The sequence below is a fragment of the Mycobacterium sp. NGS56 genome, from assembly GCF_059812425.1.
In genome coordinates, this window is record NZ_JCALCQ010000006.1 from 153,798 (window position 1) to 179,364 (window position 25,567).

The following is a 25,567-nucleotide window of genomic DNA, read 5'->3' on the forward strand; positions in this document are numbered from 1 at the left end:
CGGCCCCGACATCCCGGGCGCCACGCATGATTGAGCGCTGCTGGCAGGTCGCCTCGATGCGCACCAGTCGCCGCAGCGCCAATGCAGAATTTTCGTGAGCGTCGATTAATGAGTGCAAACTCGGAGTCACCGTCGCAGCTATGGGCTGAGGCGGGCGTGACCGTACCCGGGTCGATCACCTAGCCGGACTGGACGCTCGCCCGGTGGGCGGACTGCTGCCATCGCTCGAGGCTGCAGCGGGGTTCGCCGCTCAACATCGTCACGCGAAGATGGCCCGGAAGGACCACCCCCCCGTGGGCCGGGTCGGCACCGCTGGGGCTAAGCGTGTGCTCCATGCCCTGATCGCCCAGCATTACCGCTGAATCCCCTGTGCCGTAATGCGATTTCGCGCGTGCGTCCACGATGGTCCGTCCCACCTGACAGCCTCGGCGCTTCGTCACTGTCTCTGCCAAGTCTGGCAGCTATGCGTCACAAACGCTCTGTCACTCGGCTGGATCGTCACTACTTGGAAACTAGTGCCGATGCCGCTATCGATGATGTCGGTTGGTTTCAGACTCCTCAGCCTCGCCCAATAGCAATCGGATTCACCTTCGGGGCTGGCGCCGCCCGAGCGGTACGTGCCCGGCACGATGTCGGTACCTACTCGATACATTCCATCGGTTTCCATGAGCGTTCTGGGGGCAGCCGGTGGCGGCGGCAACGTCACCGTCACGGTTTGGGTGATTTCCTGAGTGGATGTCACCGTCGGAGTTGTTGTCGGGGTCGACCCGCCCCCACAACCTGCAAGCACTATCGCCGCTTGAGCGATCGCAGCCGTCCTGAACTGCATTGAAGGAGGGTAGCAGGGCCATCTCCGCGTTCTTACGCGCTAGATCGACTGGTGGCCCGGTCAATCCCGCGGCAAGCATTCGGACTGCGCCGCAACACATTCGGGGCGCGTCGTCGCATCCGGCCCAGCGCCTATCGTGAGAAAACTTTTTGCGATCTGATGTCGGCGCAAGCCATCAGCCCGAACGTGACGGGCGCTCAGTTTTTACCAGGTTGCGAGCGATCTCTTCGACCCGGGTGTTGGTTTCCTGCGACAGTCTGGTCAACATATCGAATGCTCGATCGGCGTCGATATTGAATCGCTCCATCAGCATGCCCTTGGCTGGCCGACCACGTCTCGGGTAGCGATGGCGCGCAGCGGTTGCTGGTTCTTTGTAGCAAGCGCCTGCTGGCGCCGGAGGTGAACGCCGGTCTCCACGACGCTGACGGCCCCGAGCGTGTGCAATAGAGCCCAACCCGGCAAATCCGTTGAAGCTAGGGCGGGCTGTGCCAGGGTCGTGTTCACGCATACCTAGTCCCGCGAGACACGTTCGTCCCTTGTCGAACTCAACTCATGCGGCTCGGATTGACCGGATGCGGGCGCCCAGCCGACGTAGGTCAGATACAGGCCGATCAGGCCGAGAACGGCGTAGATCGTGCGGTGTGCCCCCACGTTCGTCACCGAGCCGACGATCGACGAGAAGAACCCGGGAAAGGCCAGCAGAGCGAACCCGCGCAGGGCCATCAACCAGCCCAGTATCGAGATGATGACCGCCGCTGCGCTTCGCCAGTGTGGGTGCAGGGCGATGATCACGAGACCGATCATCAAGAGTGGGGCGGCCGTCGCCCACGGCCATATCCCGACGTCAGAGAGCAGCGGCAATTCGGACCGCCTGCGCAGCAATCCGGTGACGCACACGATGGCGTTGTACGGGCCCAAAACCCGGGAGAACATCCGCGTCGTGGTGTCGACCCTCGGCGAAAAATTTATTTTTTTACCTCCCTCTGGTGCTGATCGTCCGACGATGCGTCGGCCGGGCCGTGGCGTCCGAGATGCTCGAATTTCCGTTATTGATGCAGTAATCCGACCATTTGGAGAAACTCCCCGATAGGGACCGAAGTCCCCCATTACGACGTTCCGAGAAAGCGACGAAGGGTCCGACGCGGGAGGACTTTGGCCCCTACCTCCCGTCGGAGTGCAGGACCGACAGTGAGATCACCCGACTTCGTGGCAACCGGGAACAGGAGAAAGAAATGAATCGAGAAGCATGCAAATTCTTCAGCGGAGCGTTCGCCGGAATTGCATACGCACACGCCGGCTATGCCGTAGCCACATCGAGCGGCATCGTCGACGAGCCGATCTTCCTCGGCAGGACGTGGGGCGTCGGATTCATGTGGACCGAAGCCATTGTCTACGCGGCGATAAGCGCGGCACTCGGGTATGCGGGCTGGCGCTCTCAACCCGTGCAGCTTCGAGACGTGAGCGCCCCAGAAACGAACGGCCAGAGCACGCAAGCCGCGACCGCGGAGCAGGTGCCTCTGTCAACGTCGCGTTGACCGGGTCACTGGGTGGTGCACTCGAGGTGAGTCGCGGGAAGTGGTCGGCGATCAGCGCGGTTCTGGTGTCCGCCACCGCGCTACTTGCCGCAGCACCCGCATCGGCGGATTCGCCCGACGATACTTTCGTCAACGCGCTTGCGAATTACGGCATCGATGTCAGCGACCGGGACAGTGCGATCGCGCACGCCCACGCGGTGTGCGCCGGATTCGACAGAGGTCAGGACTCGAGCCTCCTGGCGCTGAAGCTGACGCACGACCCGTCGTTCGACCTTTCGTTGAGGCAGGCCGGATTCTTCATGGGCGCTTCGGTGGCAATCTATTGCCCGCAGCACAAAGACTCGATCGATCCCTCCCTGGTCTGGCTGCTGCCATTTCCCCCGATGATGTGAGCAGCGGTGCGGCGCGAGAGGCGGCGGAACAAGTCCGCCGGGAAGCGCCATAGTCTGGTGTCCTGGACGTCTGCGATTCCTCGGGAGGTAACGACATGCCCGCACCGTCAGCCGAAGTCTTCGACCGACTGCGCCAACTGGCCGCAATCAAAGACCCCACCGCGCGCCAGACCAAGACGATCGACGAGGTCTTCACCGGCAAGCCGCTGACCACGATCCCGATCGGCACGGCCGAAGATGTCGAAGCCGCATTCGCCGAGGCGCGGGCGGCCCAGATCGCCTGGGCTAACCGGCCGGTCTCCGAGCGCATCGACGTCATCAGCCGCTATCGGGACCTGGTCTTCGAGAAGCGCGACTTCCTGATGGATCTCCTGCAGGCCGAGGCGGGCAAAGCCCGTTGGGCGGCGCAGGAGGAAGTCGTGGACCTGATAGCGAACGCAAACTATTACGGGCGCGTCTCGGCGGACCTGCTGAAGCCTCGTGCCGTGCAGGCGCTGCTGCCGGGTATCGGGAAAACGACGGTCTGCTACCAGCCCAAGGGTGTGGTTGGGGTCATTTCGCCGTGGAACTATCCCATGACACTGACGGCGTCGGACTCGGTGCCGGCACTGCTGGCTGGTAACGCGGTGGTGCTCAAGCCGGACAGTCAGACTCCGTATTGCGCGCTCGCCTGCGCCGAGCTGTTGTACGAGGCCGGCCTGCCGCGTGCGCTCTACGCGATCGTGCCCGGGCCCGGGTCGGTGGTCGGCACCGCGATCATCGATAACTGCGACTACCTGATGTTCACCGGCTCGACCGCCACCGGCAGGCAGCTGGCGGAACACGCCGGCCGCCGGCTGATCGGATTCTCGGCCGAACTCGGGGGCAAGAACGCGATGATCGTCGCGCGCGGGGCAAACCTCAACAAGGCCGCTAAGGCGGCCACCCGCGCATGCTTCTCCAACGCGGGCCAGCTGTGCATCTCGATTGAGCGGATTTACGTCGAGAAAGACATCGCCGACGATTTCATCGGCAAGTTCGGAGCGCAGGTGCGGAACATGAAGCTGGGCACCGCATACGACTTCTCGATCGACATGGGCAGCTTGATCTCCGCGGGACAGCTTGAGGCCGTGACGGATCACGTGGACGATGCGAAAGCCAAGGGCGCCAAGGTGATTGCGGGCGCAAAGGCTCGACCCGACATCGGGCCATTGTTCTACGAGCCGACGGTGCTGACAGAGGTAACCCCCGAGATGGAGTGCGCGGCCAATGAGACATTCGGGCCCGTCGTCTCGATCTATCCCGTCGCGGACGTCGATGAAGCGGTCGAGAAGGCCAACGACAGCGAGTACGGGCTCAATGCCAGTGTCTGGGCCGGTTCCTCCGCAGAAGGCCAGCAGATCGCAGCGCGGTTGCGGTCCGGAACGGTGAACGTCAACGAGGGCTACGCATTCGCATGGGGCAGCCTCAGTGCGCCGATGGGCGGGATGGGCCAGTCCGGCGTAGGCCGCCGACATGGTCCCGAGGGTTTGTTGAAGTACACCGAATCCCAGACGATTGCGACCGCGCGGGTATTCAATCTCGATCCGCCCCTTGGCATCCCGGGGACGCTCTGGCAGAAGTCGCTACTGCCCGTCGTGCGGACGGTGATGAGGCTCCCCGGTCGGAACTGACGCCGGGGGTCCCCGCTTTCCAATGCCGCATCGATTCGGCGGCGCGGCGCAAGATTTGCGTCGCGGTTTTATGCCTTTCGTATCGTGAATCCGCGTTAGGCTCTCGATGTCAGCGGCACATCTCACGTCAGGAGTCCGCTATGAAGGTCGAGGCGAAGCGATCTGAGGAAGACGCTCGGCGGCTACGCGAGTACGCCACCTTCGATAAGTTCTCGGATGCTGACCTACAGCGCCTCGCCGGAGCGGCTCATCGCACTTCGACATCGGCCCCGTTGCCGCTGATTCATGAGCAGACCCCGTCGGACTCCTGCTACATCCTGCTCAGCGGGGAGGTGGGCGTGTACGTCGGCTCAGACCGCGTCGCCACGCTGGGGCCGGGCGAGGTGATCGGCGAATCGGCGCTCCACCGTGGCAGACTGCGGTCCGCGACCGTGACGACGATGGGACCGGCCGAGTTTCTACGGATAGAACGCGACGATCTCGCCAGGTTGCTCGTCGAGATACCGGCGCTCCGCGAAATCATCGATGCGTCTGTCGCGCGGCACGTGCCCGTCGAGCTACCGCCAAAGCCAAAACCACAGTTCTCGAGGTTGGGCGCCTCAATCCGTACCGACTTGGTCGAGCGGTTTGAGCAGGCCGCTGACAGCGCCGGTATGGACGTCGCCACGGCGCTCGAAGATGCGCTTACCCGTTGGATCGAACGGGACGGCGCAGGGTAGCCACCACCATCTCCGTTGCAGCCGTTTACTACAGAAGGTAGTATTTGTGCCGTCTTGCGCGCACAAGGGGGTGCAATGTGAGGTGGAGTTTCGCCCAGATCGGGCTGCTGATCATCTGTGTCGTTCATGTGGTTCAGGCGGCGATCGGACTCGTCGTCAATCCCAGCTTCGCCATCGGTCCCTATGCGCCGACCGTGCAGTTGCTCGGAATGGACTACAACGGTTGGCATGCCGTCGCCGGTCTGGCCTTGTTTGGACCGGGCCTGGTCTTCGCGGTGCGCAAGTCCTGGTCCGTGTTGTATCTACTACTCGCCGCCATAGCCGGTGCGCTGCCGGGCATTTGGGCCTTCTTCTCCCATCAGGTCGCCTTCGTTTTCAACTTCCCCAACAACCTCACCGATGCGATCGTGCACTTGGTGACCGCGGCCATCATGATCGCGGTGGCAGCCGTGCGGATCCGGATGGACGGTGGGCTTCGAAACTCACTCGCCGATCTTCGGAAAGCGCCCTAGGTCACGCACGTCACGTCATACCGCGCAAACATGCCGGCACGCGTGCACTCCTCGATTCGTGAGGCTCGATGCTCCTCGTTGCCCCGATCGCACCAAGGCGTCCGCTCCAGGATCGGTGCCGAAGATCTCCACCTTTTCGCCGCGCCTTTCCTAAGCTTGGCAGTGCAGCATTTCCCGTCTGTGCTCGCGGGCTCGGGTCGTGCCGCTGCGGGTAGCCGTCCGTCGACGAAGGAGGTTGCGATGGCCAGGCATTCGGACAGGGACGACGACGAGCCCAAGGGCGGCCGTCCCGGTCCGGTGGACCACGGGCGCGAAGGCGGAATGGCGACTCGTGAGAACGCGCCGGAACTCACCGAGCCCGACCGCGAGGACTGACGGCATGACGGCTCACAAAACGCGATCCGGTACGAGCAGCCATCGAGGCGGGTAGCCGGGATGCCTCCAACGCGACGAAAATGGCTAGATGCATTCTGAGCAGGCGCCGCCCCCGCCTAAATCGGCGCCGGGCTGGTACCCCGACCCCGCAGTAGGCCACGGCCTGCAGCGGTACTTCGACGGCACCAATTGGACCAGCGAGTGGGCGTTCTCTGCGGAACCGCAGAAGAAAGGCACCTCCGGAAAGGCCGCCCTGGCCCTTGCCGCGCTATGCACCCTTGTTCTCCTCGTCTTCATCGGCAAGAGCTGGATTTTCGACCCCAAGAAGGACAGCCTTTCGAGCCCGTCAAGCAATTCGGCCACCGATGGAACACCGCCACCGACCGAGGAGGCGCCGTCGACACCGCCGGGTCCCAAGAAGCCGGATGGCGTCGCCTTCACCATTGCTCCCGGCCCGAACGGCGGCGTCGTCGAGGCCCGATTCGCCATCCGTGACAACTACACCGAGCAGTTGATCAAGGACGGTGCCCGATCGGACACCATCGACATCCTCAAATATGCAAAAACCACCTATCCTGACGCGTCCGCGGTGAACGTGCAGGGAACCTTCCCGATGACAGATCCGTATGGCAACACCTCGACCCAGGTCGCCATCGACCTCACGTATTCCCGAGAAACGTTGAACAAGATCAACTTCGATGGTGTGACCAAAAAGAGCATCTGGGAGATCCGCGACTCCGGCAGTGTCCTTCCGGCTTTTCAGCCGTAAGCGAGCCAGCTTCTCCTCCGCCGCGGATGCCTCAGGCAGCCAATCGCACCCGGGTTTGATGGGCGCAATCCGACGGATTACCGATTCGACGAGACCCGTCACCCAATCATCCCGCCGGCCATCCCGTATTGGAGGATGTGCCCGAGCTGCCCTGGATGGCGGGTGGGTGCAAGGCAGCTTAAAGGGTCGGGTCAGGCCGGCAGTATTCGACACTATATGGCTTCGATTGTTTGGCGGCTCGTTTCGGCCCCTCGGAATTGAGGGTGCTCCACCCAGCTGGCCACCGACCGGGGCACCTTCCCTGTGCGCTTATTGGAGGGTTTTTCGCGTACTGGCTAATTGGGGCATTTAGCTCAACATACGGATAATGCACTGCCTGGCATTATCCCCTGGTTCTCAATGAACCTTACGATGGCTATCTTCCCGCTATGCTGCGTCCGCTTGGAGGGCCTCGCCCAATCGCGTTGACGCGCCCGACGTCTTTGTAAAACCGGGCTGGAATTTTCTATTTAACAAATGCGGGAAACATCCTTCCGCTGGGCTGGTGACGGCTATAGCATCCAATTGCACGGGTACGTAACACCAGCGAAGAAAGGTACGCCGATGACGAGCACCAAGAGAACGCTGAAAGCAGTCGCAGTGGCCGCGACGCTGGTCGCAGTTTTGGCCGGGTCGACGGGATGCACCCTGAGTTGCACCACTCCCGCGCCCGGGCAGGTGGTTTGCCAATAAAAGGTCCTGACTTTCTACATCGGTAGAAGCGGAACCTGACCGACTCCGCGCACATAACGGCGGCCGCGCGTTGCCGGCGGCATTTAGTGCCGCTGCCGGTAATCCTGGCTTTTCGCCGGCCATTAGGTGCCGCCATTCTTGGTGGTGGTGCGCACTACTGAGGTGGCTTCGACGATTAGGCAACGCGCGGCAACGCCGTTTGTTATGGTGTTCTACCGTCTCAGAGGCGATGTACTTGACAGCTCACGATGGCTCACTTATTCAGGACACACGTGTCCGCTTCCACATTGATCTGAGTTGCAGTAATTAGTTACCGGTCCTAAACCTGATTGGGGTATCTGTCAGAAGTGTTTCCTCGCCGGTATACCGCCATTTGAATTCAACTGGGTCCTCGACGGGGTTTGACCTGCATATTACCCGTGTCGGGCTGACAGGATTTGAACCTGCCACCACTTGATCGCCGCCATCCACGCCGATGACAGCAAGACCCGCGCCGAAAAGGGCGCCGTTAACGCGACGCGCGTGCAGAAGTCTCGTGCGTAATTGGAATCGATTTTCGGCGCTGTCCGCGTCGGAACATCCATCAGCTGCCGGGGGCTAGTACCGCCGCGGTGAGCTTGTATTCGATGTCATCGATGAAGGTCCAGCCGACGGGCCGGTTGTCGTGCTCCTGCATGGTTGGCGCAGTTCAACACGAGCTGTACCGCTGTAATCCGACGGCTGACCACCGAGGGTTACCGGTGCCTGGCTCCCAACCAGCGGGGGTACTCTCGCGGCGCGCAGCCGACGCGCCGCCATAACTATCGCTGGTGGTCGCGCTGGCAGCCTCATCGAACCGCACAGCGGCAACTTCGGGTGTAGTGCGTGCTTGCGTGTTCGAGCGCCATCGTTTTGCTCTGGAATCCATCACGGCTGGTCACACATCGAGAGCGAGGGTTACGCGGAGTTCGTGAGCTTGTAACGCCCACGCCAGTCAGTGCGAATTGTTATCCATCATTATCCCTTGCGAGAAAGGTTTAGAGGGTGAGCACGAACACTAGGAAAACACTGAAAGCAGCGGCACTGGCCGCAATGCTGACCGCCACGATGCTGCTATCGACGGGATGTACCTTTTTGCAGGCACTGTTGAACAGCGTCTAGCGGCTCGCATGGGGGGTGGCGGCGAGAGAATCTCTCCCACCCCCCTCGGCGCTAACAACGTGAACCCTTGGCGGAGGTCAAATCTCGGGAAGGGGGACCGGTGCGGCGTCGAGGGCGCCGGCGGTTTACGCAACGGAGCCTGGACTACCGATGTGAGATCCGAAGCTGGTGCCTGAGGAATTCCCGCAGCCCCTGGCTCATCCGGATGGTCATTGCCGATATTTGCATGTCCAGCCTTGACCTGCACGTTTGCGATAGATTCGGTGTCATCAGGGAAGGAGCCCACATGCCCAAAGTGTCATGGACCATTTTGGCTGCGGCGGTTGGTGGTCTGACATTGTCATTGACCGGAGTCGGGGTTGCGTTTGCAGATCCCGACATTGGTTCGGCCGTCAACACAACCTGCACCTACGACCAGCTCGTAGCCGCGTTGAACGTGCAAGACCCGATAATTGCCGCGGCTCTCAACGCCTCGCCGGATGCGCAGTCCAGTTTGCGTCAGTTCCTCGCTGGGTCGCCTAGTCAACGGAGGCAAACGGCCCAGCAAATAGTGAGCAACCCGGATGCCCAGCCGTACCTGGGAGCGATTCAACGGACGTTCGATACCTGCCACAACTACTGACCTGGTTGTTGCCCAATGATCAGGGTGTCCCGGCGTGCTCGATGGCGGCGGTGGATACCTGGCGCCATTAACGCCGATTGAGTGTGCGGGGCACCCGGACATTGCCGTAGTCGGAGACGGTCGGGCTCCGGCTGAATCTGCGTTGGACCTGAATATCGTTTGGTCGGGCTGACAGGATTTGAACCTGCGACCACTTGACCCCCAGTCAAGTGCGCTACCAAACTGCGCCACAGCCCGCGCGCCGATGCATGCAACCGGCGGCAGGTCGAAAGCCTACCGTAGATGGTCGGCCAGGCCGCCCAGTGACCTCCGCTATAGCGTGGCCCGCATGTCACGTCCGGCGTTGCCGCTCCGGGCCAGGCGAGGCCATGCAGTAAATCCCAAACGCGCCAGCGCGGGTGCTACCGCATTTGGGAATCGCCAGATGGGTCCAAGCGCCGACTGGCTCCGCGCCACAGGCGCTCAGCGCCGCCTGGCTCCCCGCTTTTCGCGCACCCGCACATTGATCCGGATCGGTGATCCCTCGAACCCGAAGGTCTCACGCAGCCGGCGCTCCAGGAACCGCCGATACCCGGCCTCCAGAAAACCCGTGGTGAACAGAACGAACGTCGGGGGCCGAGCGGTCGCCTGGGTGGCGAACAGGATGCGAGGCTGCTTGCCCCCACGCACCGGGGGCGGCGTGGCCGCCACCACCTCTTTGAGCCAGGAATTCAGCGCGCCGGTCGAAATCCGCGTATCCCATGAGGCCAGTGCGGTCTCCATCGCGGGCACCAGCTTCTGCAACGCCCGCCCCGTCTTGGCGGAGATGTTGACCCTCGGTGCCCACCGCAGCTGCACTAGTTCGCGGTCGATCTCGCGCTCCAACAGCTCACGGCGGTCCTCGTCCACCAGATCCCACTTGTTGAAAGCCAGCACCAGGGCCCGGCCGGCCTCGATGACCATCGACAAAACCCGCTGATCCTGTTCGGTGAGCGGGTCAGATCCATCGATCAGCACGATGACCACCTCGGCCGCATCGATGGCCGAGTGCGTGCGCACGGAGGCGTAGAACTCGTGCCCGCTGGCTTGGCGCACCTTGCGTCGCAAGCCCGCGGTGTCGACGAACCGCCACACCTTGTCGCCGAGCTCGATCAGCGAGTCCACCGGGTCAACCGTCGTTCCAGCGACGTCGTGCACCACGGAGCGCTGATCGCCGGCCAGCTTGTTCAGCAGCGAGCTCTTGCCCACGTTGGGTTTGCCGACCAGCGCGACGCGGCGTGGTCCGCCGGACGTGGGCGCCACCTCGGACACCTCGGGCAGCGCGGCAAGCACCTCATCGAGCAGATCCGCCACCCCGCGGCCGTGGATGGCACTGATGGCGTGCGGCTCGCCGAGCCCCAGTGACCACAGCAGCGCTGCGTCCGCCTCGGCCTTGTCGCTGTCAACCTTGTTGGCCGCCAGGAAAACCGGCTTGCCCGACCGCAGCAGGATCCGTGCGGCGGCCTCGTCGGCCGCGGTGGCGCCGACCAACGCGTCGACCACCAGGATCACTGCATCGGCGGTGCGCATGGCCACCGATGCCTGTTCGGCCACCAGTTGTTGGAGTCCCTTGGCGTCCGGCTCCCATCCGCCGGTGTCCTGCACGACGAACCGGCGACCCGTCCACAGCGCGTCGTAGGACACGCGGTCGCGGGTGACACCCGGGATGTCCTGCACCACCGCCTCTCTCCGCCCGAGAATCCGATTGACCAGCGTCGACTTGCCGACATTGGGCCGGCCGACAACCGCCACTACGGGCGCCGGACCTACCTCCTCCTGTTCGTCGAGTCCGAATCCAACTGACTCCCAGTCGCTTTCGTCGTTCCACGTGCCGTCTTGACTCACCGCACCGCTCCGGTCCGCTGCCTGACCAGATCGTGCAGGTGTGAAATAACTTGGGGCTCGGTCATTTCGCTGGTATCGACGATCACCGCGTCCGGGGCCGCCCGCAGCGGTGACACAGCCCGGGTGGAATCCAGATGGTCGCGCCGGCGGACGTCGGCCAGCACCGCCTCGTAGTCGTCGGCCAAGCCCGCCGCCACGTTCTGATCGTTGCGCCGCCGCGCCCGGGTTTCGGCCGATGCGGTCAGGAAGATCTTCACGGGCGCATCCGGCAGGACGACGGTGCCGATGTCCCGGCCCTCGACGACCACACTGCGCGGGCCCTGGGCCATTTCGCGCTGCATGGCGACCAGCCGGGTGCGGACGGCGGGCACCGCGGACACCGCCGACACCGAGGCGGTGACCCGGTCACCGCGGATTTCCGTCGAGACATCTTCTCCGCACAGGAAATAACGGTCGCCATCGGGCTGATAGTCCACAGACATCTCTACCGTCTGCGCGGCGCGGGCGACGGCGTCGGCGTCGGCGGGATCGATGCCGGCGCGCAGCACGGCCAGGGTCACCGTCCGGTACATACCGCCGGTATCCAGATAGCGCGCGCCGAGCGCTTGCGCCAATCCCCTTGATACCGAAGACTTTCCGGTGCCCGCCGGGCCGTCGATGGCAATGATCGTTCCATTCACAGGCCCACCGCTTTGTAGAGCTGGCCGACCTCGTGATGAGCCAACGCCCGAATTGTGCCCGGTCGCTGTTTTCCCAGCGCCACGGGCCCGATGTCGGTGCGTACCAACGACTCCACCGGGAATCCGGCGGCCGCCAGCAGCCGGCGCACGATGCGATTGCGGCCCTCGTGCAGCGTCACCCGCACCAGCGTCTTGCCGGGGATGGCGTCTACCACCGCGAACTCGTCGAGTTTGGCCACGCCGTCGTCCAATTCGATCCCAGCACGCAGCTTCTTCCCGAGCCCTCGCGGCACCGATCCGGTCACCGTCGCCAGGTACGTCTTGGCGACCTCGTGGGAAGGATGCATCAGCCGGTGCGCCAGCTCGCCATCGTTGGTGAGCAGGATCAGCCCTTCGGTATCGGCGTCCAGGCGCCCGACATGAAACAGGTTCTTGTTGCCGCGGACCTTGCGCTCCACCAGATCGCCGATGCACGGTCGGCCGCGGTCGTCGGACATGGTCGAGTGCACACCGCGCGGCTTGTTCAGGGCGAGGTAGACCTGGGAATCGTCCAGCACCACCCGGGCGCCGTCCACGCGGATCACCGACGAGTCCGGGTCGACGCGAGTGCCCAATTCGGTCACCACGTGGCCGTCCACCTCGACGCGGCCGTCGATGATCAACTTCTCGGCGGCCCGCCGCGACGCAATTCCGGCTTGGGACAACACTTTTTGCAGCCGGATCCCCTGTACTTCCTCCATCAATCCTGGTCCACGTCGAACGTCATCGCCGGGTCTGACGGCTGACCGCCGGAAAGTTTGATGAAACGTGGCTCGCTGTCCAGGGATTCGCTGAGGTCCTCGATCGTGTCGACGTCGGGAAGCAGCGGCGCGATATCCGGAAGGTCGGCCAGCGAGGTCAGCCCCAGCCGCTCTAAGAACAGGTCGGTGGTGGCGAACGTCGTCGCGCCGGTGTCCTCGTCGACTCCCGCTTCGGTGATCAAGCCGCGCGCCAGCAGCGTGCGCATCACGGCGTCGACGTTGACGCCGCGCACCGCGCTCACCCGCGCACGCGTCACGGGCTGGCGGTAGGCGACCACGGCCAGAGTCTCCAGCGCGGCCCGCGTGAGCTTGGACCGCGCTCCGTCGAGCAGCAGCTTCTCCACATAGGGCGCGAACCGGGCACGGGTGTACATCCGCCAGCCCTCGCTGTTTTTCCGCAGGTCGATGCCGCTGTCGCGTTCCGTGAACTGCTCGGCCATCTCCTGCAACTTGGCGGCGATCCGGTATACCGGTTGCTGCGTGGCCGACGCGAGCGCCTCCGCGGTGACCGGCGTGTCCACCACCAGCAGCAGCGCCTCGAGCACCGCGCCGAGTTCTTCGGACTCCATGGGCACGACTTCGGCGATGTCCGGGATGCCCACGTCGAGAGCTGCGTCGAGATCGACGTCCGGCATATCTTCAGTCACTTATTCGTCCCGCACTTCTACCAAGGCTTCACTGGCCGGACGCTCCCCGGTCCACGAGATTTGGAGCACGCCAAGCGGCTCTGACTGGTCGAATGCTACCGCCCGGGACCGATACAGTTCGAGCAGCGCCAAAAAGCGCCCGACCACCTCCATCGACGCCTCGCAATCGGCGACCAGCTCGGAGAACGTGGCCCACGCCCCGCTGCCCCGTGCCTCCAGGATGGCCAGCAACTTCTTGGCCTGCTCGGGAACCGAGACCTGCACCTGGTGCAGGTGCTCGACCGACACCGTCGGTGTGGGTCGCGGGGTGAACGCGATCGCGGCGATCTGAGCGAAGCGTTCGGCGTCCACGCCGATCATCACCTCGGGCAACAGTTCGGTGAACCGGTCTTCCAGCGACACCGACCGCGGATAACTGCGCAACGCCGTGGCCTCGAGTTCGGCGAACATCTCCGCGACGTGCTTGAACGCGCGATACTGCAGCAACCGGGCGAACAGCAGATCGCGCACCTCCAGCAGCGCGAGATCTTCGTCGTCGTCGACCCGTCCGGCCGGCAGCAGTCGGGCGGCCTTCAAATCCAGCAGCGTGGCGGCGACCACGAGGAATGCCGTGGTCTCCTCGAGCTCCAGCTGCGGACCGATTTCCCGGGTGTAGGCGATGAAGTCGTCGGTGACCTGGTGCAGCGCCACCTCGGTCACGTCGAGGCGATGGGCGAAGATCAGCTGCAGCAGGAGGTCGAACGGGCCCTCGAAATTGGTCAGGCGGACTTGGAAGCCAGCTCCGTAGCCGTTCTGCTGTGGCGCCTCACCGGTTTCGGTCGCGTTCACGCGCCGAATCGGTCGATGAACTCGCGGGCCAGCGCGCGATAGGCGATTGCCCCGGTGGACCGCGGGGCCCACGTGGTGATGGGTTCGCCGGCGACGCTGGTCTCCGGGAATCGGACGGTCCGGGTGATGACGGTGTCGAACACCAGGTCACCGAACCGCTCCACGACCCGGGCCATCACCTCGCGGGAGTTGACCGTGCGGGGGTCGTACCGGGTGAGCAAGATCCCGCTGATCTCGAGCTTCGGATTGAGCCGGTCGCGCACCTTGTCGACGGTGTCGGTCAGCAGCGCCAGCCCGCGCAGCGAGAAGTACTCGCATTCGGTCGGGATCACCACGCCGTCGGCGCAGGCCAGGCCGTTGACGGTGAGCAGCCCCAGTGACGGCTGGCAGTCGATCAGCACATAGTCGTAGCGGTCCAGCACCGGATGCAGCGCGCGGCCCAGCGTCTGCTCGCGTCCCACCTCGTTGACCAGCTGGATCTCGGCGGCCGACAGGTCGATGTTGCTGGGCACCAGATCCATGTGCCTGACCCGGGTTTGCAGCAACACGTCGTCGATCGACACCCGCGGCTCGACCAGGACGTTGTGAATGGTCTTGTCCAGCTCATAATGCGGGACGCCCAGGCCGGCGGACAGCGCGCCCTGCGGGTCCATGTCCACCAGCAGCACCCGCCTGCCGTACTCGGCGAGCGCGGCACCCAAATTGATGGTGGACGTGGTCTTCCCGACGCCGCCTTTTTGATTGCACATGGCGACGACTTTGGCCGGGCCGTGCGAAGTGCGCGGCTGTGGCTCCGGGATCGCCCGCGGCGGCCGCCCGGTCAGACCGAGCTCGACGCCGTTGTCCGGCTGCTCGGTCATGGCGGGGGTGTTCGGGAGATGAACATCGTCGGAAAGTCTAACGGGTTCCTCGCGCGAAACCGGGCGACCCGCAGGCAATTAACCAGCCAATATGACCAAAAATCGGTGGCGGAACGCACATCCCGGCAGCCTATTAACTTCAGTCACAGCAGCACCATTTCCGAGGGGTAGTGCGGCTTCGAACCGCGCTAGCACCGGCGCTATCGCTTCTGCGAATCACCAATCAGCACCACCACGGCCTCAAACCGGCCACCGGCCTATCGTGACGTCTATGAATCTCAAGCGACGGATTCCTCTCCTGCGGTGGTCGTTCTGGCGCGTAGCCGCCGGTGCCCGAAACATCACCACTACCGGCCAGATCGGTGACGGGCGCGAGGCGGCCGCCGTCGAGTACGTCCTGCAGAACGCGCGGGCCGGCGACATCGACGACGTGCTGGCCACCATCGACAAGTTCGCCTACGAAAAATCGTTGCTGATCAACGTCGGTGACGAGAAAGGGCTGCTGCTCGACGCCGCAGTGCGGCGGGCCGGTCCGTCGCTCGCGCTCGAGCTGGGCACGTACTGCGGGTACGGCGCATTGCGCATCGCCCGTGCCGCCCCGAACGCCAAGGTGTTCTCGGTCGAACTCGCCGAGGCCAACGCCGCCAACGCCCGCCAGATCTGGGCGCACGCCGGCGTCGCCGATCGGGTCACGTGTGTGGTCGGCACCATCGGCGACGGCGGGCGCACCCTTGATGCGCTGGCCAACGAGCATGGGTTTGCCGCCCGCACCCTCGATTTCGTGTTCCTCGATCACGACAAGGACGCCTACCTGGACGACCTGACCAGCATCCTGGATCGGGAGTGGTTGCATCCTGGCTCGATCGTGGTCGCCGACAACGTCCGGGTGCCGGGGGCGCCGAAGTACCGCGAGTACATGCGGCTACAGCAGGGCAAGCGGTTCAACACCGTCGAGCATAAGGCCCACGTCGAGTACCAGACACTGCTGTCCGACCTGGTGCTGGAGTCTGACTACCTAGGCGGATGAGCGGGCCGAGCAGCCCGGGTGCACAAACTACTGGGCCCGGGGGTGGGCCTCGGCCCACACTTCGCGCAGCGCGTGCACGGTGACCATGGTGTAGATCTGCGTCGTCGTCACCGAGGCGTGCCCGAGCAGCTCCTGCACGACGCGCACATCGGCGCCACCCTCCAGCAGGTGCGTGGCGAAGGAATGCCGCAGCATGTGCGGCGACACCCCCGAGGTGATGCCGGCACGCGCTGCCGCGTCCTGCAAAACCTGCCACGCGCTCTGCCGTGACAACCGTCCGCCGCGCACGTTGAGGAAGATGCCCGGCGTGCCGCGCCCGCGACGTGCCAGCTCCGGACGACCCCGTACCAGGTACGCGTCCAGTGCGGCCACGGCCGGACGTCCGATCGGCACCAGCCGCTGCTTACCGCCCTTGCCGCGCAACAACACCGACCGCGAGTGCGTGTCGACGTCGTCGACGTCGAGGCCGACGGCCTCGGAAATCCGTGCGCCGGTGGAATATAGGAGTTCCAGCAGCGCCCGGTTGCGCAGGGTCAGCGGTCCGTCGGCCGGGCTGTCGCCACCCGCACCCTCCAGTAGCGCCAGCACCTGGTCGATGGTCAGGCTTTTGGGCAGCCGGCGGCCCGGCGTCGGTGGCCGGACCGCACGCGCCACGTCGAGTTCGGCCAGCCCTTCGGCGGCGGCGAACCGATGCAGACCGCGCACCGCGATCAGCGCCCGCGCCGCCGACACCGCCGACAGCGCGGCGGCCCCGGTGTCGGGATCGCCGCGGCGCAGCGCCACCAGGAATTCGCTCACGTCGTTCTCGCCCACCTTGGCCAGGTCGTGAATTCCCCGGTCCGACAGATGTTTTGTGTAGCGACGCAAGTCGCGGGTGTACGAACTCAGGGTGTTCGCGGCGACGCCGCGCTCGATCGTGAGATGGTCAAGGTAGCCCTGCAACTGCGTGTCCAGCGCCACCGTCGTCATTGCGCGGCCTTGCGCGCTGCGAACGCCGTCGGCTTGTCCTGCCACGGGCTGTCCACTGGACGCGGCTGAGCGAACCCTGTCGTCACGGCGTGGGCGGCCAAAATTCCTGCCACGGCAATGGCATTGACGATTTCACCGCTGAGCACCTTACGGGCGGCGTCGGCCAGCGGATACCACTCCAATGTCATGTCGGCTTCTTCGTCGTGCGCGTCGGGCCGCTCGACCTGAGTCAGACCGGTGGCCAGATAGACGCGCACCGACTCGTCGCTGAAGCCCGGTGTGGAATTGAGGTCTACGAGCACCGTCCAGTCTGCCGCCTTCAGCCCCGCCTCCTCCATGAGTTCGCGAGCCGCGGTGAGATGAGCCGCCTCGCCGGCGACATCGAGCAGTCCCGCGGGCAGCTCCCACAGCCGCCGACCGAAGGCGTGCCGGTACTGGTAAACCATCGGGAGGTTGCCGCGGTCGTCCATCGCGACCACGGCGACCGCGCCGAAATGTTCGACGATCTCGCGGGTTACCACCTTGCCGGCGGGCATCCGCACGCGGTCGCTGCGCAGCGCGAAAATCTTTCCGGTGTACAGCGTTTCGGACGACTCCGTCTCGAAGACGTGGTCAGCCACGGGTCGCGGGCTCAGGTATCGGCCGCGCAGCGCTGTCCCGATGCTGGATGCCGTTCGACGACTGTTCCGGGATCTCCACGGGCAGCAGCTCGCCCGCCTTGTAGTCGATCGCCGCGCCGACGAAGGCGACGAACAGCGGGTGCGGCCGCGTGGGCCGGCTCTTCAGCTCCGGGTGAGCCTGGGTGCCGACGATGAACGGGTGCACGTCCGGCGGATACTCAACGAACTCCACCAGGTGGCCGTCGGGAGACGTTCCGGAGAACTTCAGGCCGCTTTCCGCGATCTTGTCGCGGTAGGCGTTGTTGACCTCATAGCGGTGGCGGTGGCGCTCCGATACGTCCGTGGCGCCATATGCCTGGGCCACAATCGATTCCGGTTCGAGCACCGCGCGGTAGGCGCCCAGCCGCATGGTGCCGCCAAGGTCGGCTTCGCCGGCGACGATATCGACCTGATCGGCCATCGTAGAGATGACGGGGTCGGGCGTCTCGGGGTCGAATTCCGCCGAGTTGGCCTGGGTCAGACCGGCTGAGCGGGCGGCCTCGATCACGATGCATTGCAGGCCGAGGCACAGGCCGAGTACCGGCAGTCCGCGCGTGCGTGCGTGGTGGATGGCGCCGATCTTGCCCTCGATGCCGCGGATGCCGAACCCGCCCGGGATCAGCACGCCGTGCACGTCGCCCAGGGCCGACGCGGCACCGGCCGCGCTCTCGCAGTCGTCGGAAGCAACCCAGACCAACTCCACCTTGGCGTGGTGCTTGAACCCGCCGGCGCGCAGTGCCTCGGTGACCGACAGATACGCATCGGAGAGCTCAACGTACTTGCCCACCAAGGCGATCCGCACGATCTCGTGCGGCTCGTGCACCCTGCGCAGCAGGTCGTCCCATTCGGTCCAGTCGACATCGCGGAACGGCAGGTTGAGCCGGCGCACCACATAGGCGTCGAGTTCCTCGCGGTGCAGCACCTTGGGAATGTCGTAGATCGACGGCGCATCCGGGGTGGAGATAACGCCATCGATGTCGACGTCACACATCAACGCAATCTTGTTTTTCAGGGCTTCGGGTACGTCGCGGTCGCAACGCAGAATCAGCGCATCGGGGCTGATACCGATGCTGCGCAGCGCGGCCACCGAGTGCTGGGTGGGTTTGGTTTTGAGTTCACCCGATGGTGCCAGGTAGGGCACCAGCGAGACGTGCAGGAAGAAGACGTTCTCCCGGCCGAGGTCGTGGCGCACCTGGCGAGCGGCCTCCAAGAAGGGTTGCGACTCGATGTCGCCGACCGTGCCGCCGATCTCGGTGATGACCACATCGGGACGGTTACCCTGGGCGTCCGGTTGGGCCATCGACATGATGCGCGCTTTGATCTCGTCGGTGATGTGCGGGATCACTTGGACGGTGTCGCCCAGATACTCGCCGCGCCGCTCCTTTGCTATGACCGTCGAATACACTTGTCCCGTAGTGACATTCGCCGAACCGGACAGATCACGGTCCAGGAACCGTTCGTAATGGCCGACGTCCAGGTCGGTTTCGGCGCCGTCCTCGGTGACGAAGACCTCGCCGTGCTGGAACGGATTCATGGTGCCCGGATCGACGTTGAGGTACGGATCGAGCTTCTGCATCGTCACGTACAACCCGCGGGCCGTCAGTAGTTGACCAAGGCTGCTGGCGGTCAAACCCTTGCCCAACGAGGAAGCGACTCCCCCGCTGACGAAGAGGTGCTTGGTGGCGGATTGCGGGTGCTTTCGCACAGGCGACCTCCGTGAAGACGGGCAGGGCGTCAAAATTGTTCTAGCGAATAACTAGCTGGGCCTGCCGACCCACGGAAACCCACCCTAACATCCACCGCGCCGTGCCGCGGCTAACACGCCCGCTACTGCGGCACCGTGATCGACGTCGCCCCGTGTCCGGTGCCGTACTGTCCGGCGTGGCCGCCGCCCAGCAGGTCGTGCAAGCCCAGAATGGCGGTGATCCGGCCCGGCGCGGAGTCGACGTCGTCCACTGTGGTGATCGCCGAGTTCATCCCGGCGTCGGCGCGGGTCACGGCCACGGCGGCGCCCCCGGTCGCCGAACCGTCGCGCCCGGCGAGCAGCGTGCCCGAGCCGTGCGGGGCCAACGCGGCCGAGAACCGGGCAACGCTGACGCCTTTGTTGCCGGCGTCTTGGGGCAGCGAGCCGCCCGTGACTACCAGCGCAGCGTTGGCCGCGCCCATGTGATCGGTGGCCTGATAGGTGATGAAGCCCGTGTCACGCAACGCCGCCAGCACGGTATTGCGCTGGATGTCGTCCACCGCGGGCACCGCCGGGTTCGCGTTGGCCAGCAGGGCGATGCCCAGTAAGTCGCCCGCCTGCGAACCTTGGTCGACGAGCCTGGTGCTCAGCTGCTGGCCCGCGGGCAGTACCGAGGAGTTCACCACCGTCTGCAGCTTCTCCGCCGAGTTGGCCTCGACGAACTCCTGCGTCAGCGACACCGTTCCGGTCACCGCCCCACCGGCCTGACCGATGAATTTCGACACCGCGGCCACGTCGTCGTCCTGGGCATCCGGGGTGCGGAACACCACAACCGACTTGCCGCCGAGCGCGTCATGCACCATCCGACCGGCGAGTTGGGTGTCGAAATTGTTTGCCGCGCTGAGCTTTTCGTTCAGCACATTCTTCTGGTCGTTGAGCCCGCTGATCTGCGTGTGCAAGTCGCGCTTCTCGTCGCGGAGGCTGGACAACAGGGTGTCCGACAAGAAGCCGGAGCCCAGCACGACTCCCACGGCCAGCGCCAAAAAGACTGCGGCCAGCGATAAGGCATGTTGACGCAACGAGATCATTAAACGCACCAGTCCCAACTGAGAATTGTGAAACTCAGGTGACCCACTTCTGCACCATCAGGTAGAAGTGATTCCAGTAGTCGGTTACCCAATGCAGCACCGCACCGTCGGTGCGCGAGACCCAAAGCGCGACGATGACGGCGATCAGCATGGTCAACGCGAGCAGCGCGATGGCGCCCGCCGAGATGTGGTTGCGGTACAGGGTGGCTACTGCCTTGGCGTCGACCACCTTCTCGCCCACCCGCAGCCGGGTCAGGAACGTGGAGGGGTTGCTGTGCGCGCGAGTGCGGTCGAAGAACGTCTCGATGTTGGCGGTGTGCCCGGCCGTCACGAGCAGCGCGGCGCCGTGGTGGTCCGCCAGCAGGAGGGCCAGGTCGATCGCCGAGCCGGCGGCCGGAAACGTCATCGCCCCGACGCCGAGATCCTGGATCCGTTCCAGCCCGGGCGCGTGACCGTCGGCGTCGGCGGGCAACACCACCTGGGCACCGCACTTGAGCGCGTCCGTGCTGATCTGGTCGGGGTCACCGACGATGATCTGGGGCCGATAGCCCGCCTTGCGCAGGACGTCCGCTCCGCTGCCGACACCGATCAGCGCCGGCTGATACTCCTTGATGAACGGCTTGAGCGAGCGCAGATCCTCGGCGGCGCTGGGCTCGTCGGCGACGATCACCACATGCCTGCGGCGCAGGTCCACGTCGACGTCGGGGATGCCGATGCCGTCGATCAGCAGCGGGCTCTCGCTCTTGATGAACTCGATTGTGTTGCCGGCGAACGCCTCCAGGTGTGCCGACAGCCCGCTCTTGGCCTCGCGCATCAGGTCGGCGATGTCGTGGTCGGTGCGCTCGGTCCCCCGGACCAGCCTGCGATCACCGACGTAAACCCCGCCCTCGTGCAGCCGGATCTTGGAGCCGTCCTTGACCTTCCTGAAGACGTCGGGTCCGGCCTCGTCGATCAGCGTCACCCCATTGTTGACCAGCACCTCGGGCCCCATGTTCGGGTAGCGGCCCGACACCGACGGAGACGCGTTGACGACCGCGGCGATGTCCGCCTCCACCAGCGCGTCCGCCGTGATGCGGTCCAGATCCAGGACGTCGAGCACCACGATGTCGCCGGGGCAGACCCTGCGCAGCAGTCGGTCGATGTTCCGGTCAACCCGGGCGGTGCCGACGAGGCCCGGCCGGGCGGGGTTACGGGAAAGCAGGCCTGACATCTTCATGGGGGCGATTCTGTCCGCGAAGCCACGGCGGGGATGGGAGGCGCGCCGTAACATCAGCCTCAGAAGTTATCTAGAGTCCCATTAGTCACATCTATATTAAGTGTTTCCGACGGTTAGATCTCATCCTTCTGTGCCGCATCGAGCAGTTCACGGGCGTGCGCACGGCCGCTGTCGGATTCACCCAACCCGGCCAGCATCCGCGCCAGCTCGGCCACCCGCTCGTCGTCGGCGACCCGCCGCACCACGCTGGTCCCCTTGGGCCCGGCTCCATGCACCACCAGGTGCATGTCGGCGTAGGCCGCGACCTGCGGCAGGTGGGTGACGACGATGACCTGGTGGGTGCGGGCCAACCGCGCCAGCCGCCGCCCGATCTGCACCGCCGCCCGGCCCCCCACGCCGGCGTCGACCTCGTCGAACACCATGGTCGTGCCCACTGTCTCCTTGCGCGAGGCGGCCAGCACCACTTCGAGGGCCAGCATCACCCGGGACAGCTCGCCCCCGGAGGCGCTCTTGGCCAACGGCAGCTGATCCATCCCGCGGTGCGCGGCGAAGCCGAACTCCACCTGGTCGACGCCGTCGGCTCCGGCGCGGGCCAGTTCGCCCGACGGCAGCCTGAGCATGGCGGCGTCGTCGGCAGCCGACGCGACGTCGACGGTGACGTCGATGCTGAACTGGGCGTCGGCCATCGCCAGTCCGGACAGCTCGGCGGTGACCTCCTTGGCGAGCCGCTTGGCGGCCTTGCGCCGCAGATTGCTCAGATCGACCGCGGCCCGGGCCAATTCACTTCCGAGCTCGTCGACCCGCGCCGCCAGGGCGGCCAGTCCTTCCTCGGAGACGTCGAGTTGGGCCAGTCGTTCGCGCGATTCCCGGGCCCAGGTGAGTACGCCGTCGATGTCGGCGGCGTACTTGCGTGTCAGCGTGCGCAGTTCGGCCTGCCGGGCCAGTTTGGATTCCAGGGCGCTAGCATCGACCGGCAGCTCCTCGAGGAAGCCGCCCAGCTCAGCGGCCGCGTCGACGACCACCGTCAGCACCTCGCCGAGCTGGCCGGCCAACGAGACCAGCTTTGCGTCGTCCGTCGATTCCAGTGCGGCCCTTGCCTTTCCCAGGCTGTCGGTCGCGCTGACTCCGGTTCCGTCCGCCTCATCCGAGGACAGGGCCGCGCGGGCCAAGGCCGCGGCCTCGCGGAGGGTGTCCAATTCGGAGAGCCGCAGGATCTCTGCGACCAGGGCATCGTCCTCGCCGGGTTGTGGGTCCACGGCATCGATCTCGTTGAGCGCGAAGTTCAGCCGGTCGGCTTCCAGCGCGAGCTCGCGCATCCGGTTGCGGCGGTCGAGCAGGTCGCGCCGCGCCGAGAGCCAAGCGTCCCGAAGCTTGCAGTAGCGCTCGAGCGCGGGGCGGGCCTTCGCGAACCGGTCCAGCGCGCCGCACTGCTCCTCGGGCCGCATCAGCCGCAGCTGGTCGTTCTGCCCGTGCAGGGTCAACAGCCCGGCGGTGAAGTCGCCGAGCGACTTGGCCGGCACGCTGCGGCCGCCCAGATATGCCCGCGACGGTCCGTCACGGCTGACCGAGCGCAGCGCGATCACGCTGCCGTCCTCGTCGCGTTCGGCGCCCGAGGCGTCCAGCATGTCATCCAGCTGCGCGACCACAGCGTCGTCGAGATCCGTTGTGGTGAAGCGGCCTTCGACGATCGCCCGATCGGCACCAGAGCGCACTCGGGTCGCGTCCGCGCGGGCACCGCCGAGCAGGTGCAGCCCGGTCACCACCATGGTCTTGCCGGTTCCGGTCTCGCCGGTTAATACCGTCAGGCCGCGGCCGAACTCCCCGACCGCGGCGCTGATGGCACCGAGGGACTCGATGCGGATTTCGGTCAGCATTCAGTCAGCACCAGTGCTAACGCCCTCAGTTCCCGCGCCACCCGGTCACCGGCAACCGGAATTTGCGCACCAGCCGGTCGGTGAACGGGGCGCTGTCCAGGCGGGCCCATTTCACCGGTGTATCGCAACGTTTTACCTCCAGCCGGCTACCCGCCGGGATCAACATCTCCCGGCGCCCGTCGCAGAACACCAGGGCGTCATGACCGTCGGCCTCGATCTCGATCGCGATGGTGGCGTCCGGGCTGGTGACCATGGGGCGGCCGAACAGCGCGTGAGCGTTGTTGGGTACCACCAGAATTGCCTCGAGGTCCGGCCACAACACCGGTCCGCCGGCGGAGAACGCGTAGGCGGTGGATCCGGTGGGCGTCGAGACCAGCACCCCGTCGCAGCCGAAGGCCGACACCGGGCGCCCGTCGATTTCGAGGACCACCCCGAGCACCCCCAGCCGGGGACCCTTTTCCAGGCTGACTTCGTTCAGCGCCCAACCATGCACGGAGTGGTCGGCGCCGTGGCGCACCACCACGTCGAGGGTCAAGCGGTCTTCCACCCGATAGTCCTGTGCGACAACATGATCCAACACCCGGTCGATAGCCTCGGCCTCGGCCTCGGCCAGGAAACCGATGCGGCCCAGGTTGACGCCCAGCACCGGGATGCCCGCGTTGCGGGCCAGTTCGGCGGCCCGCAGGAAGGTGCCGTCACCGCCCAGTGCCAGCACCAGTTCGCAGCCCTCCGCCGCCTGCGGGTCGGCGTTGACCACCTCGATCTCTATACCCAGGGCGCGCATGTCGTCGGGAGCCAGGCGCAGCGGACCCTTGTCGACCGCCTCGGCGGACAGCACGCGAAGTGCGATTCCGTTGTCGCCCAGTACTTTCTGCACGCGCCGCGCGGTCTCGGTGGCCTCGTCTCGGCCGGTGTGGACCACCATCAACACGGTGCGTAGCGTGTTTTCGTTCACTGTGGCCCGCTTTCCACCGCGCGCCGCACCGCCGTCGCCAGCTCGTCGCCGGCCAGCGGCCGATCGGTCTGCGCGCGCAGCCGCAGAAAGTATTCGACATTGCCCGACGGCCCCGGCAGCGGGCTGGCGATGACGCCGACGGTGTGCCAACCGAGCTCGCCCGCGCGACCGGCGACGGCCAGCACCGCCTCGGCGCGCAGGCCCGGGTCGCGCACCACACCTCCGGCGCCGACCAACTCCCTGCCCACCTCAAACTGCGGCTTCACCATGGGAACGATATCCGCGTTCGGCGCGGCGCAGCCAGCCAGCGCCGGCATAACCGTAGATAGCGAAATGAATGACAGGTCAGCCACCACAAGGTCGGCTCGCCCGCCGATCGCCTCCGGCGTGATCTCGCGAACGTTCGTTCGCTCGACGACGACCACCCGCGCGTCGGTGCGCAGCGACCACGCCAGCTGGCCGTAACCCACGTCGACGGCAACCACCTCCGTGGCCCCGCGATCCAGCAGAACCTCGGTAAAGCCACCCGTCGACGCGCCGGCATCCAGGCAGCGGCGCCCCACGACCGAAACTTCGAACGCGTCCAGCGCCCCGATGAGTTTGTGCGCTCCGCGCGACACCCAGCCGCGCTCACCGTCCTCGGCGACCGTCAGGGCGGCGGTGACGGCGACGGCGGTGCCCGGCTTGCGCGCCGGAATCCCGTCGATGCAGACCTTCCCGGCGCCAATCAGCTCCGCGGCCTGCTGGCGGGACCGGGCCAGGCCGCGCCGAACCAGCTCGGCGTCAACGCGGGCGCGTCGAGACATCCGCGCGCTCAGCCCTTCTCCGCCGACTCCAGCGCGGCCAGCAGCACGTCGTGCGCTTCGGACAGGCGACGTGCTATGTCTTCGAGCTCGTCCAGCGACGGCACCTGCCCGGGGTCTTCGCCGCTTCCGGGCTGGGGTAGGCGCGCGAGCAGGGCGTCGATTTCAGCGCGAATCTCATCGGGATCGATAGTCATCGCGTTCCTACGCTAGTCACCCGCCGTGGCCTGGTCCATCGGTGTACCAAGTCGAGAAAGGCCGGGGATTCGCGTGCCGCGCACCCGCGCGGCGTGACCATCGCCGCCCACCGATGGGAAAGGTCTTCGATCCGGAGCAT

Annotated in this window: 26 protein-coding genes, 1 tRNA gene and 1 pseudogene; 9 read left to right on the forward strand and 19 right to left on the reverse strand. The window is 65.5% G+C overall.

Annotated features, from left to right (window positions below; all coding sequences use genetic code 11):
• Positions 1 to 436: 436 nt before the first annotated feature.
• The 3 genes and pseudogenes from AC5Y4F_RS16770 to AC5Y4F_RS16780 all read right to left on the reverse strand — a co-directional run bounded on the left by AC5Y4F_RS16770 (position 437) and on the right by AC5Y4F_RS16780 (position 1,762).
• Positions 437 to 829 carry an Rv1352/Rv1906c domain-containing protein gene (locus AC5Y4F_RS16770; protein WP_499997656.1) on the reverse strand — a complete coding sequence of 131 codons (393 nt, stop codon included), beginning with the start codon at positions 827 to 829 and terminating at the stop codon, positions 437 to 439.
• Positions 830 to 1,004: 175 nt separating this feature from the next.
• Positions 1,005 to 1,276 (reverse strand): annotated as a pseudogene (locus AC5Y4F_RS16775) (ANTAR domain-containing protein); the annotation flags it as partial.
• Positions 1,277 to 1,339: 63 nt separating this feature from the next.
• On the reverse strand, positions 1,340 to 1,762 hold the full coding sequence (locus AC5Y4F_RS16780; RefSeq protein WP_499997657.1) for a hypothetical protein: 423 nt from the start codon (positions 1,760 to 1,762) through the stop codon (positions 1,340 to 1,342).
• A gap of 299 nt (positions 1,763 to 2,061) precedes the next feature.
• Between AC5Y4F_RS16780 and AC5Y4F_RS16785 the strand changes: the two genes are divergently transcribed.
• From AC5Y4F_RS16785 to AC5Y4F_RS16820, 8 genes are all read left to right on the forward strand, one after another.
• Complete coding sequence (locus AC5Y4F_RS16785; RefSeq protein WP_499997658.1) at positions 2,062 to 2,364, forward strand: hypothetical protein; 303 nt, start codon at positions 2,062 to 2,064, stop codon at positions 2,362 to 2,364.
• A gap of 26 nt (positions 2,365 to 2,390) precedes the next feature.
• Positions 2,391 to 2,756 (forward strand): DUF732 domain-containing protein, encoded by a 366-nt coding sequence (locus AC5Y4F_RS16790; protein ID WP_499997659.1) that lies wholly within the window; start codon positions 2,391 to 2,393, stop codon positions 2,754 to 2,756.
• 95 nt (positions 2,757 to 2,851) lie between these two features.
• Positions 2,852 to 4,408, forward strand: coding sequence for a succinic semialdehyde dehydrogenase (locus AC5Y4F_RS16795; RefSeq protein ID WP_067931831.1), 1,557 nt, complete (start codon positions 2,852 to 2,854; stop codon positions 4,406 to 4,408).
• 140 nt (positions 4,409 to 4,548) lie between these two features.
• On the forward strand, positions 4,549 to 5,127 hold the full coding sequence (locus AC5Y4F_RS16800; RefSeq protein WP_067931829.1) for a cyclic nucleotide-binding domain-containing protein: 579 nt from the start codon (positions 4,549 to 4,551) through the stop codon (positions 5,125 to 5,127).
• A 77-nt stretch (positions 5,128 to 5,204) separates the two neighbouring features.
• Complete coding sequence (locus tag AC5Y4F_RS16805; protein ID WP_499997660.1) at positions 5,205 to 5,639, forward strand: DUF4383 domain-containing protein; 435 nt, start codon at positions 5,205 to 5,207, stop codon at positions 5,637 to 5,639.
• A gap of 240 nt (positions 5,640 to 5,879) precedes the next feature.
• Complete coding sequence (locus tag AC5Y4F_RS16810; RefSeq protein ID WP_255404999.1) at positions 5,880 to 6,014, forward strand: hypothetical protein; 135 nt, start codon at positions 5,880 to 5,882, stop codon at positions 6,012 to 6,014.
• Positions 6,015 to 6,102: 88 nt separating this feature from the next.
• Positions 6,103 to 6,783, forward strand: coding sequence for a DUF2510 domain-containing protein (locus AC5Y4F_RS16815; RefSeq protein ID WP_067931825.1), 681 nt, complete (start codon positions 6,103 to 6,105; stop codon positions 6,781 to 6,783).
• Between the two features lie 2,158 nt (positions 6,784 to 8,941).
• Positions 8,942 to 9,277: a hemophore-related protein gene (locus AC5Y4F_RS16820; RefSeq protein WP_067931839.1), complete on the forward strand. Its 336-nt coding sequence runs from the start codon at positions 8,942 to 8,944 to the stop codon at positions 9,275 to 9,277.
• Positions 9,278 to 9,437: 160 nt separating this feature from the next.
• Here AC5Y4F_RS16820 and AC5Y4F_RS16825 read toward each other — a convergent pair.
• The 7 genes from AC5Y4F_RS16825 to AC5Y4F_RS16855 all read right to left on the reverse strand — a co-directional run bounded on the left by AC5Y4F_RS16825 (position 9,438) and on the right by AC5Y4F_RS16855 (position 14,955).
• Positions 9,438 to 9,514, reverse strand: a tRNA-Pro gene (locus AC5Y4F_RS16825).
• A gap of 225 nt (positions 9,515 to 9,739) precedes the next feature.
• On the reverse strand, positions 9,740 to 11,140 hold the full coding sequence (gene der, locus AC5Y4F_RS16830) for a ribosome biogenesis GTPase Der (protein WP_499997661.1): 1,401 nt from the start codon (positions 11,138 to 11,140) through the stop codon (positions 9,740 to 9,742).
• Positions 11,137 to 11,820, reverse strand: coding sequence for a (d)CMP kinase (gene cmk, locus AC5Y4F_RS16835; protein ID WP_231986448.1), 684 nt, complete (start codon positions 11,818 to 11,820; stop codon positions 11,137 to 11,139). The genes der and cmk overlap by 4 nt, the downstream gene beginning before the upstream one ends.
• Positions 11,817 to 12,560 (reverse strand): pseudouridine synthase, encoded by a 744-nt coding sequence (locus tag AC5Y4F_RS16840; protein WP_067938516.1) that lies wholly within the window; start codon positions 12,558 to 12,560, stop codon positions 11,817 to 11,819. The genes cmk and AC5Y4F_RS16840 overlap by 4 nt, the downstream gene beginning before the upstream one ends.
• Positions 12,560 to 13,267 carry an SMC-Scp complex subunit ScpB gene (gene scpB / locus AC5Y4F_RS16845; protein WP_067938514.1) on the reverse strand — a complete coding sequence of 236 codons (708 nt, stop codon included), beginning with the start codon at positions 13,265 to 13,267 and terminating at the stop codon, positions 12,560 to 12,562. The genes AC5Y4F_RS16840 and scpB overlap by 1 nt, the downstream gene beginning before the upstream one ends.
• Positions 13,268 to 14,095 carry a segregation/condensation protein A gene (locus AC5Y4F_RS16850; RefSeq protein WP_067938513.1) on the reverse strand — a complete coding sequence of 276 codons (828 nt, stop codon included), beginning with the start codon at positions 14,093 to 14,095 and terminating at the stop codon, positions 13,268 to 13,270.
• Positions 14,092 to 14,955 (reverse strand): ParA family protein, encoded by an 864-nt coding sequence (locus AC5Y4F_RS16855; protein WP_067938511.1) that lies wholly within the window; start codon positions 14,953 to 14,955, stop codon positions 14,092 to 14,094. The genes AC5Y4F_RS16850 and AC5Y4F_RS16855 overlap by 4 nt, the downstream gene beginning before the upstream one ends.
• A gap of 271 nt (positions 14,956 to 15,226) precedes the next feature.
• Here AC5Y4F_RS16855 and AC5Y4F_RS16860 point away from each other — a divergent pair, with 271 nt between their 5' ends.
• Positions 15,227 to 15,982 (forward strand): O-methyltransferase, encoded by a 756-nt coding sequence (locus tag AC5Y4F_RS16860; RefSeq protein WP_499997662.1) that lies wholly within the window; start codon positions 15,227 to 15,229, stop codon positions 15,980 to 15,982.
• Positions 15,983 to 16,009: 27 nt separating this feature from the next.
• On the opposite strand, the gene xerD is transcribed toward AC5Y4F_RS16860, so the two are convergent.
• From xerD to AC5Y4F_RS16905, 9 genes are all read right to left on the reverse strand, one after another.
• A complete protein-coding gene (gene xerD / locus AC5Y4F_RS16865) occupies positions 16,010 to 16,951 on the reverse strand; it encodes a site-specific tyrosine recombinase XerD (protein ID WP_067938507.1) in 942 nt (313 codons plus the stop codon).
• Positions 16,948 to 17,571 (reverse strand): NUDIX domain-containing protein, encoded by a 624-nt coding sequence (locus tag AC5Y4F_RS16870; RefSeq protein WP_499997663.1) that lies wholly within the window; start codon positions 17,569 to 17,571, stop codon positions 16,948 to 16,950. The genes xerD and AC5Y4F_RS16870 overlap by 4 nt, the downstream gene beginning before the upstream one ends.
• Positions 17,564 to 19,315 (reverse strand): CTP synthase, encoded by a 1,752-nt coding sequence (gene pyrG, locus AC5Y4F_RS16875; RefSeq protein ID WP_067938502.1) that lies wholly within the window; start codon positions 19,313 to 19,315, stop codon positions 17,564 to 17,566. The genes AC5Y4F_RS16870 and pyrG overlap by 8 nt, the downstream gene beginning before the upstream one ends.
• A 122-nt stretch (positions 19,316 to 19,437) precedes the next feature.
• A complete protein-coding gene (locus AC5Y4F_RS16880; protein WP_499997703.1) occupies positions 19,438 to 20,382 on the reverse strand; it encodes a copper transporter in 945 nt (314 codons plus the stop codon).
• Between the two features lie 34 nt (positions 20,383 to 20,416).
• Entirely contained in the window at positions 20,417 to 21,598 is a 1,182-nt protein-coding gene (gene steA, locus AC5Y4F_RS16885) for a putative cytokinetic ring protein SteA (protein ID WP_499997664.1), read from the reverse strand.
• A gap of 113 nt (positions 21,599 to 21,711) precedes the next feature.
• Positions 21,712 to 23,472, reverse strand: a complete 1,761-nt coding sequence (recN, locus tag AC5Y4F_RS16890; protein ID WP_067938496.1) for a DNA repair protein RecN — start codon at positions 23,470 to 23,472, stop codon at positions 21,712 to 21,714.
• Positions 23,473 to 23,497: 25 nt separating this feature from the next.
• Complete coding sequence (locus AC5Y4F_RS16895; protein WP_082947741.1) at positions 23,498 to 24,427, reverse strand: NAD kinase; 930 nt, start codon at positions 24,425 to 24,427, stop codon at positions 23,498 to 23,500.
• Positions 24,424 to 25,233 carry a TlyA family RNA methyltransferase gene (locus AC5Y4F_RS16900; protein ID WP_067938494.1) on the reverse strand — a complete coding sequence of 270 codons (810 nt, stop codon included), beginning with the start codon at positions 25,231 to 25,233 and terminating at the stop codon, positions 24,424 to 24,426. Before AC5Y4F_RS16900 ends, AC5Y4F_RS16895 begins: the two co-directional genes overlap by 4 nt.
• Positions 25,234 to 25,241: 8 nt before the next feature.
• Positions 25,242 to 25,427, reverse strand: a complete 186-nt coding sequence (locus tag AC5Y4F_RS16905) for a hypothetical protein (protein ID WP_067938493.1) — start codon at positions 25,425 to 25,427, stop codon at positions 25,242 to 25,244.
• Positions 25,428 to 25,567: the final 140 nt, after the last annotated feature.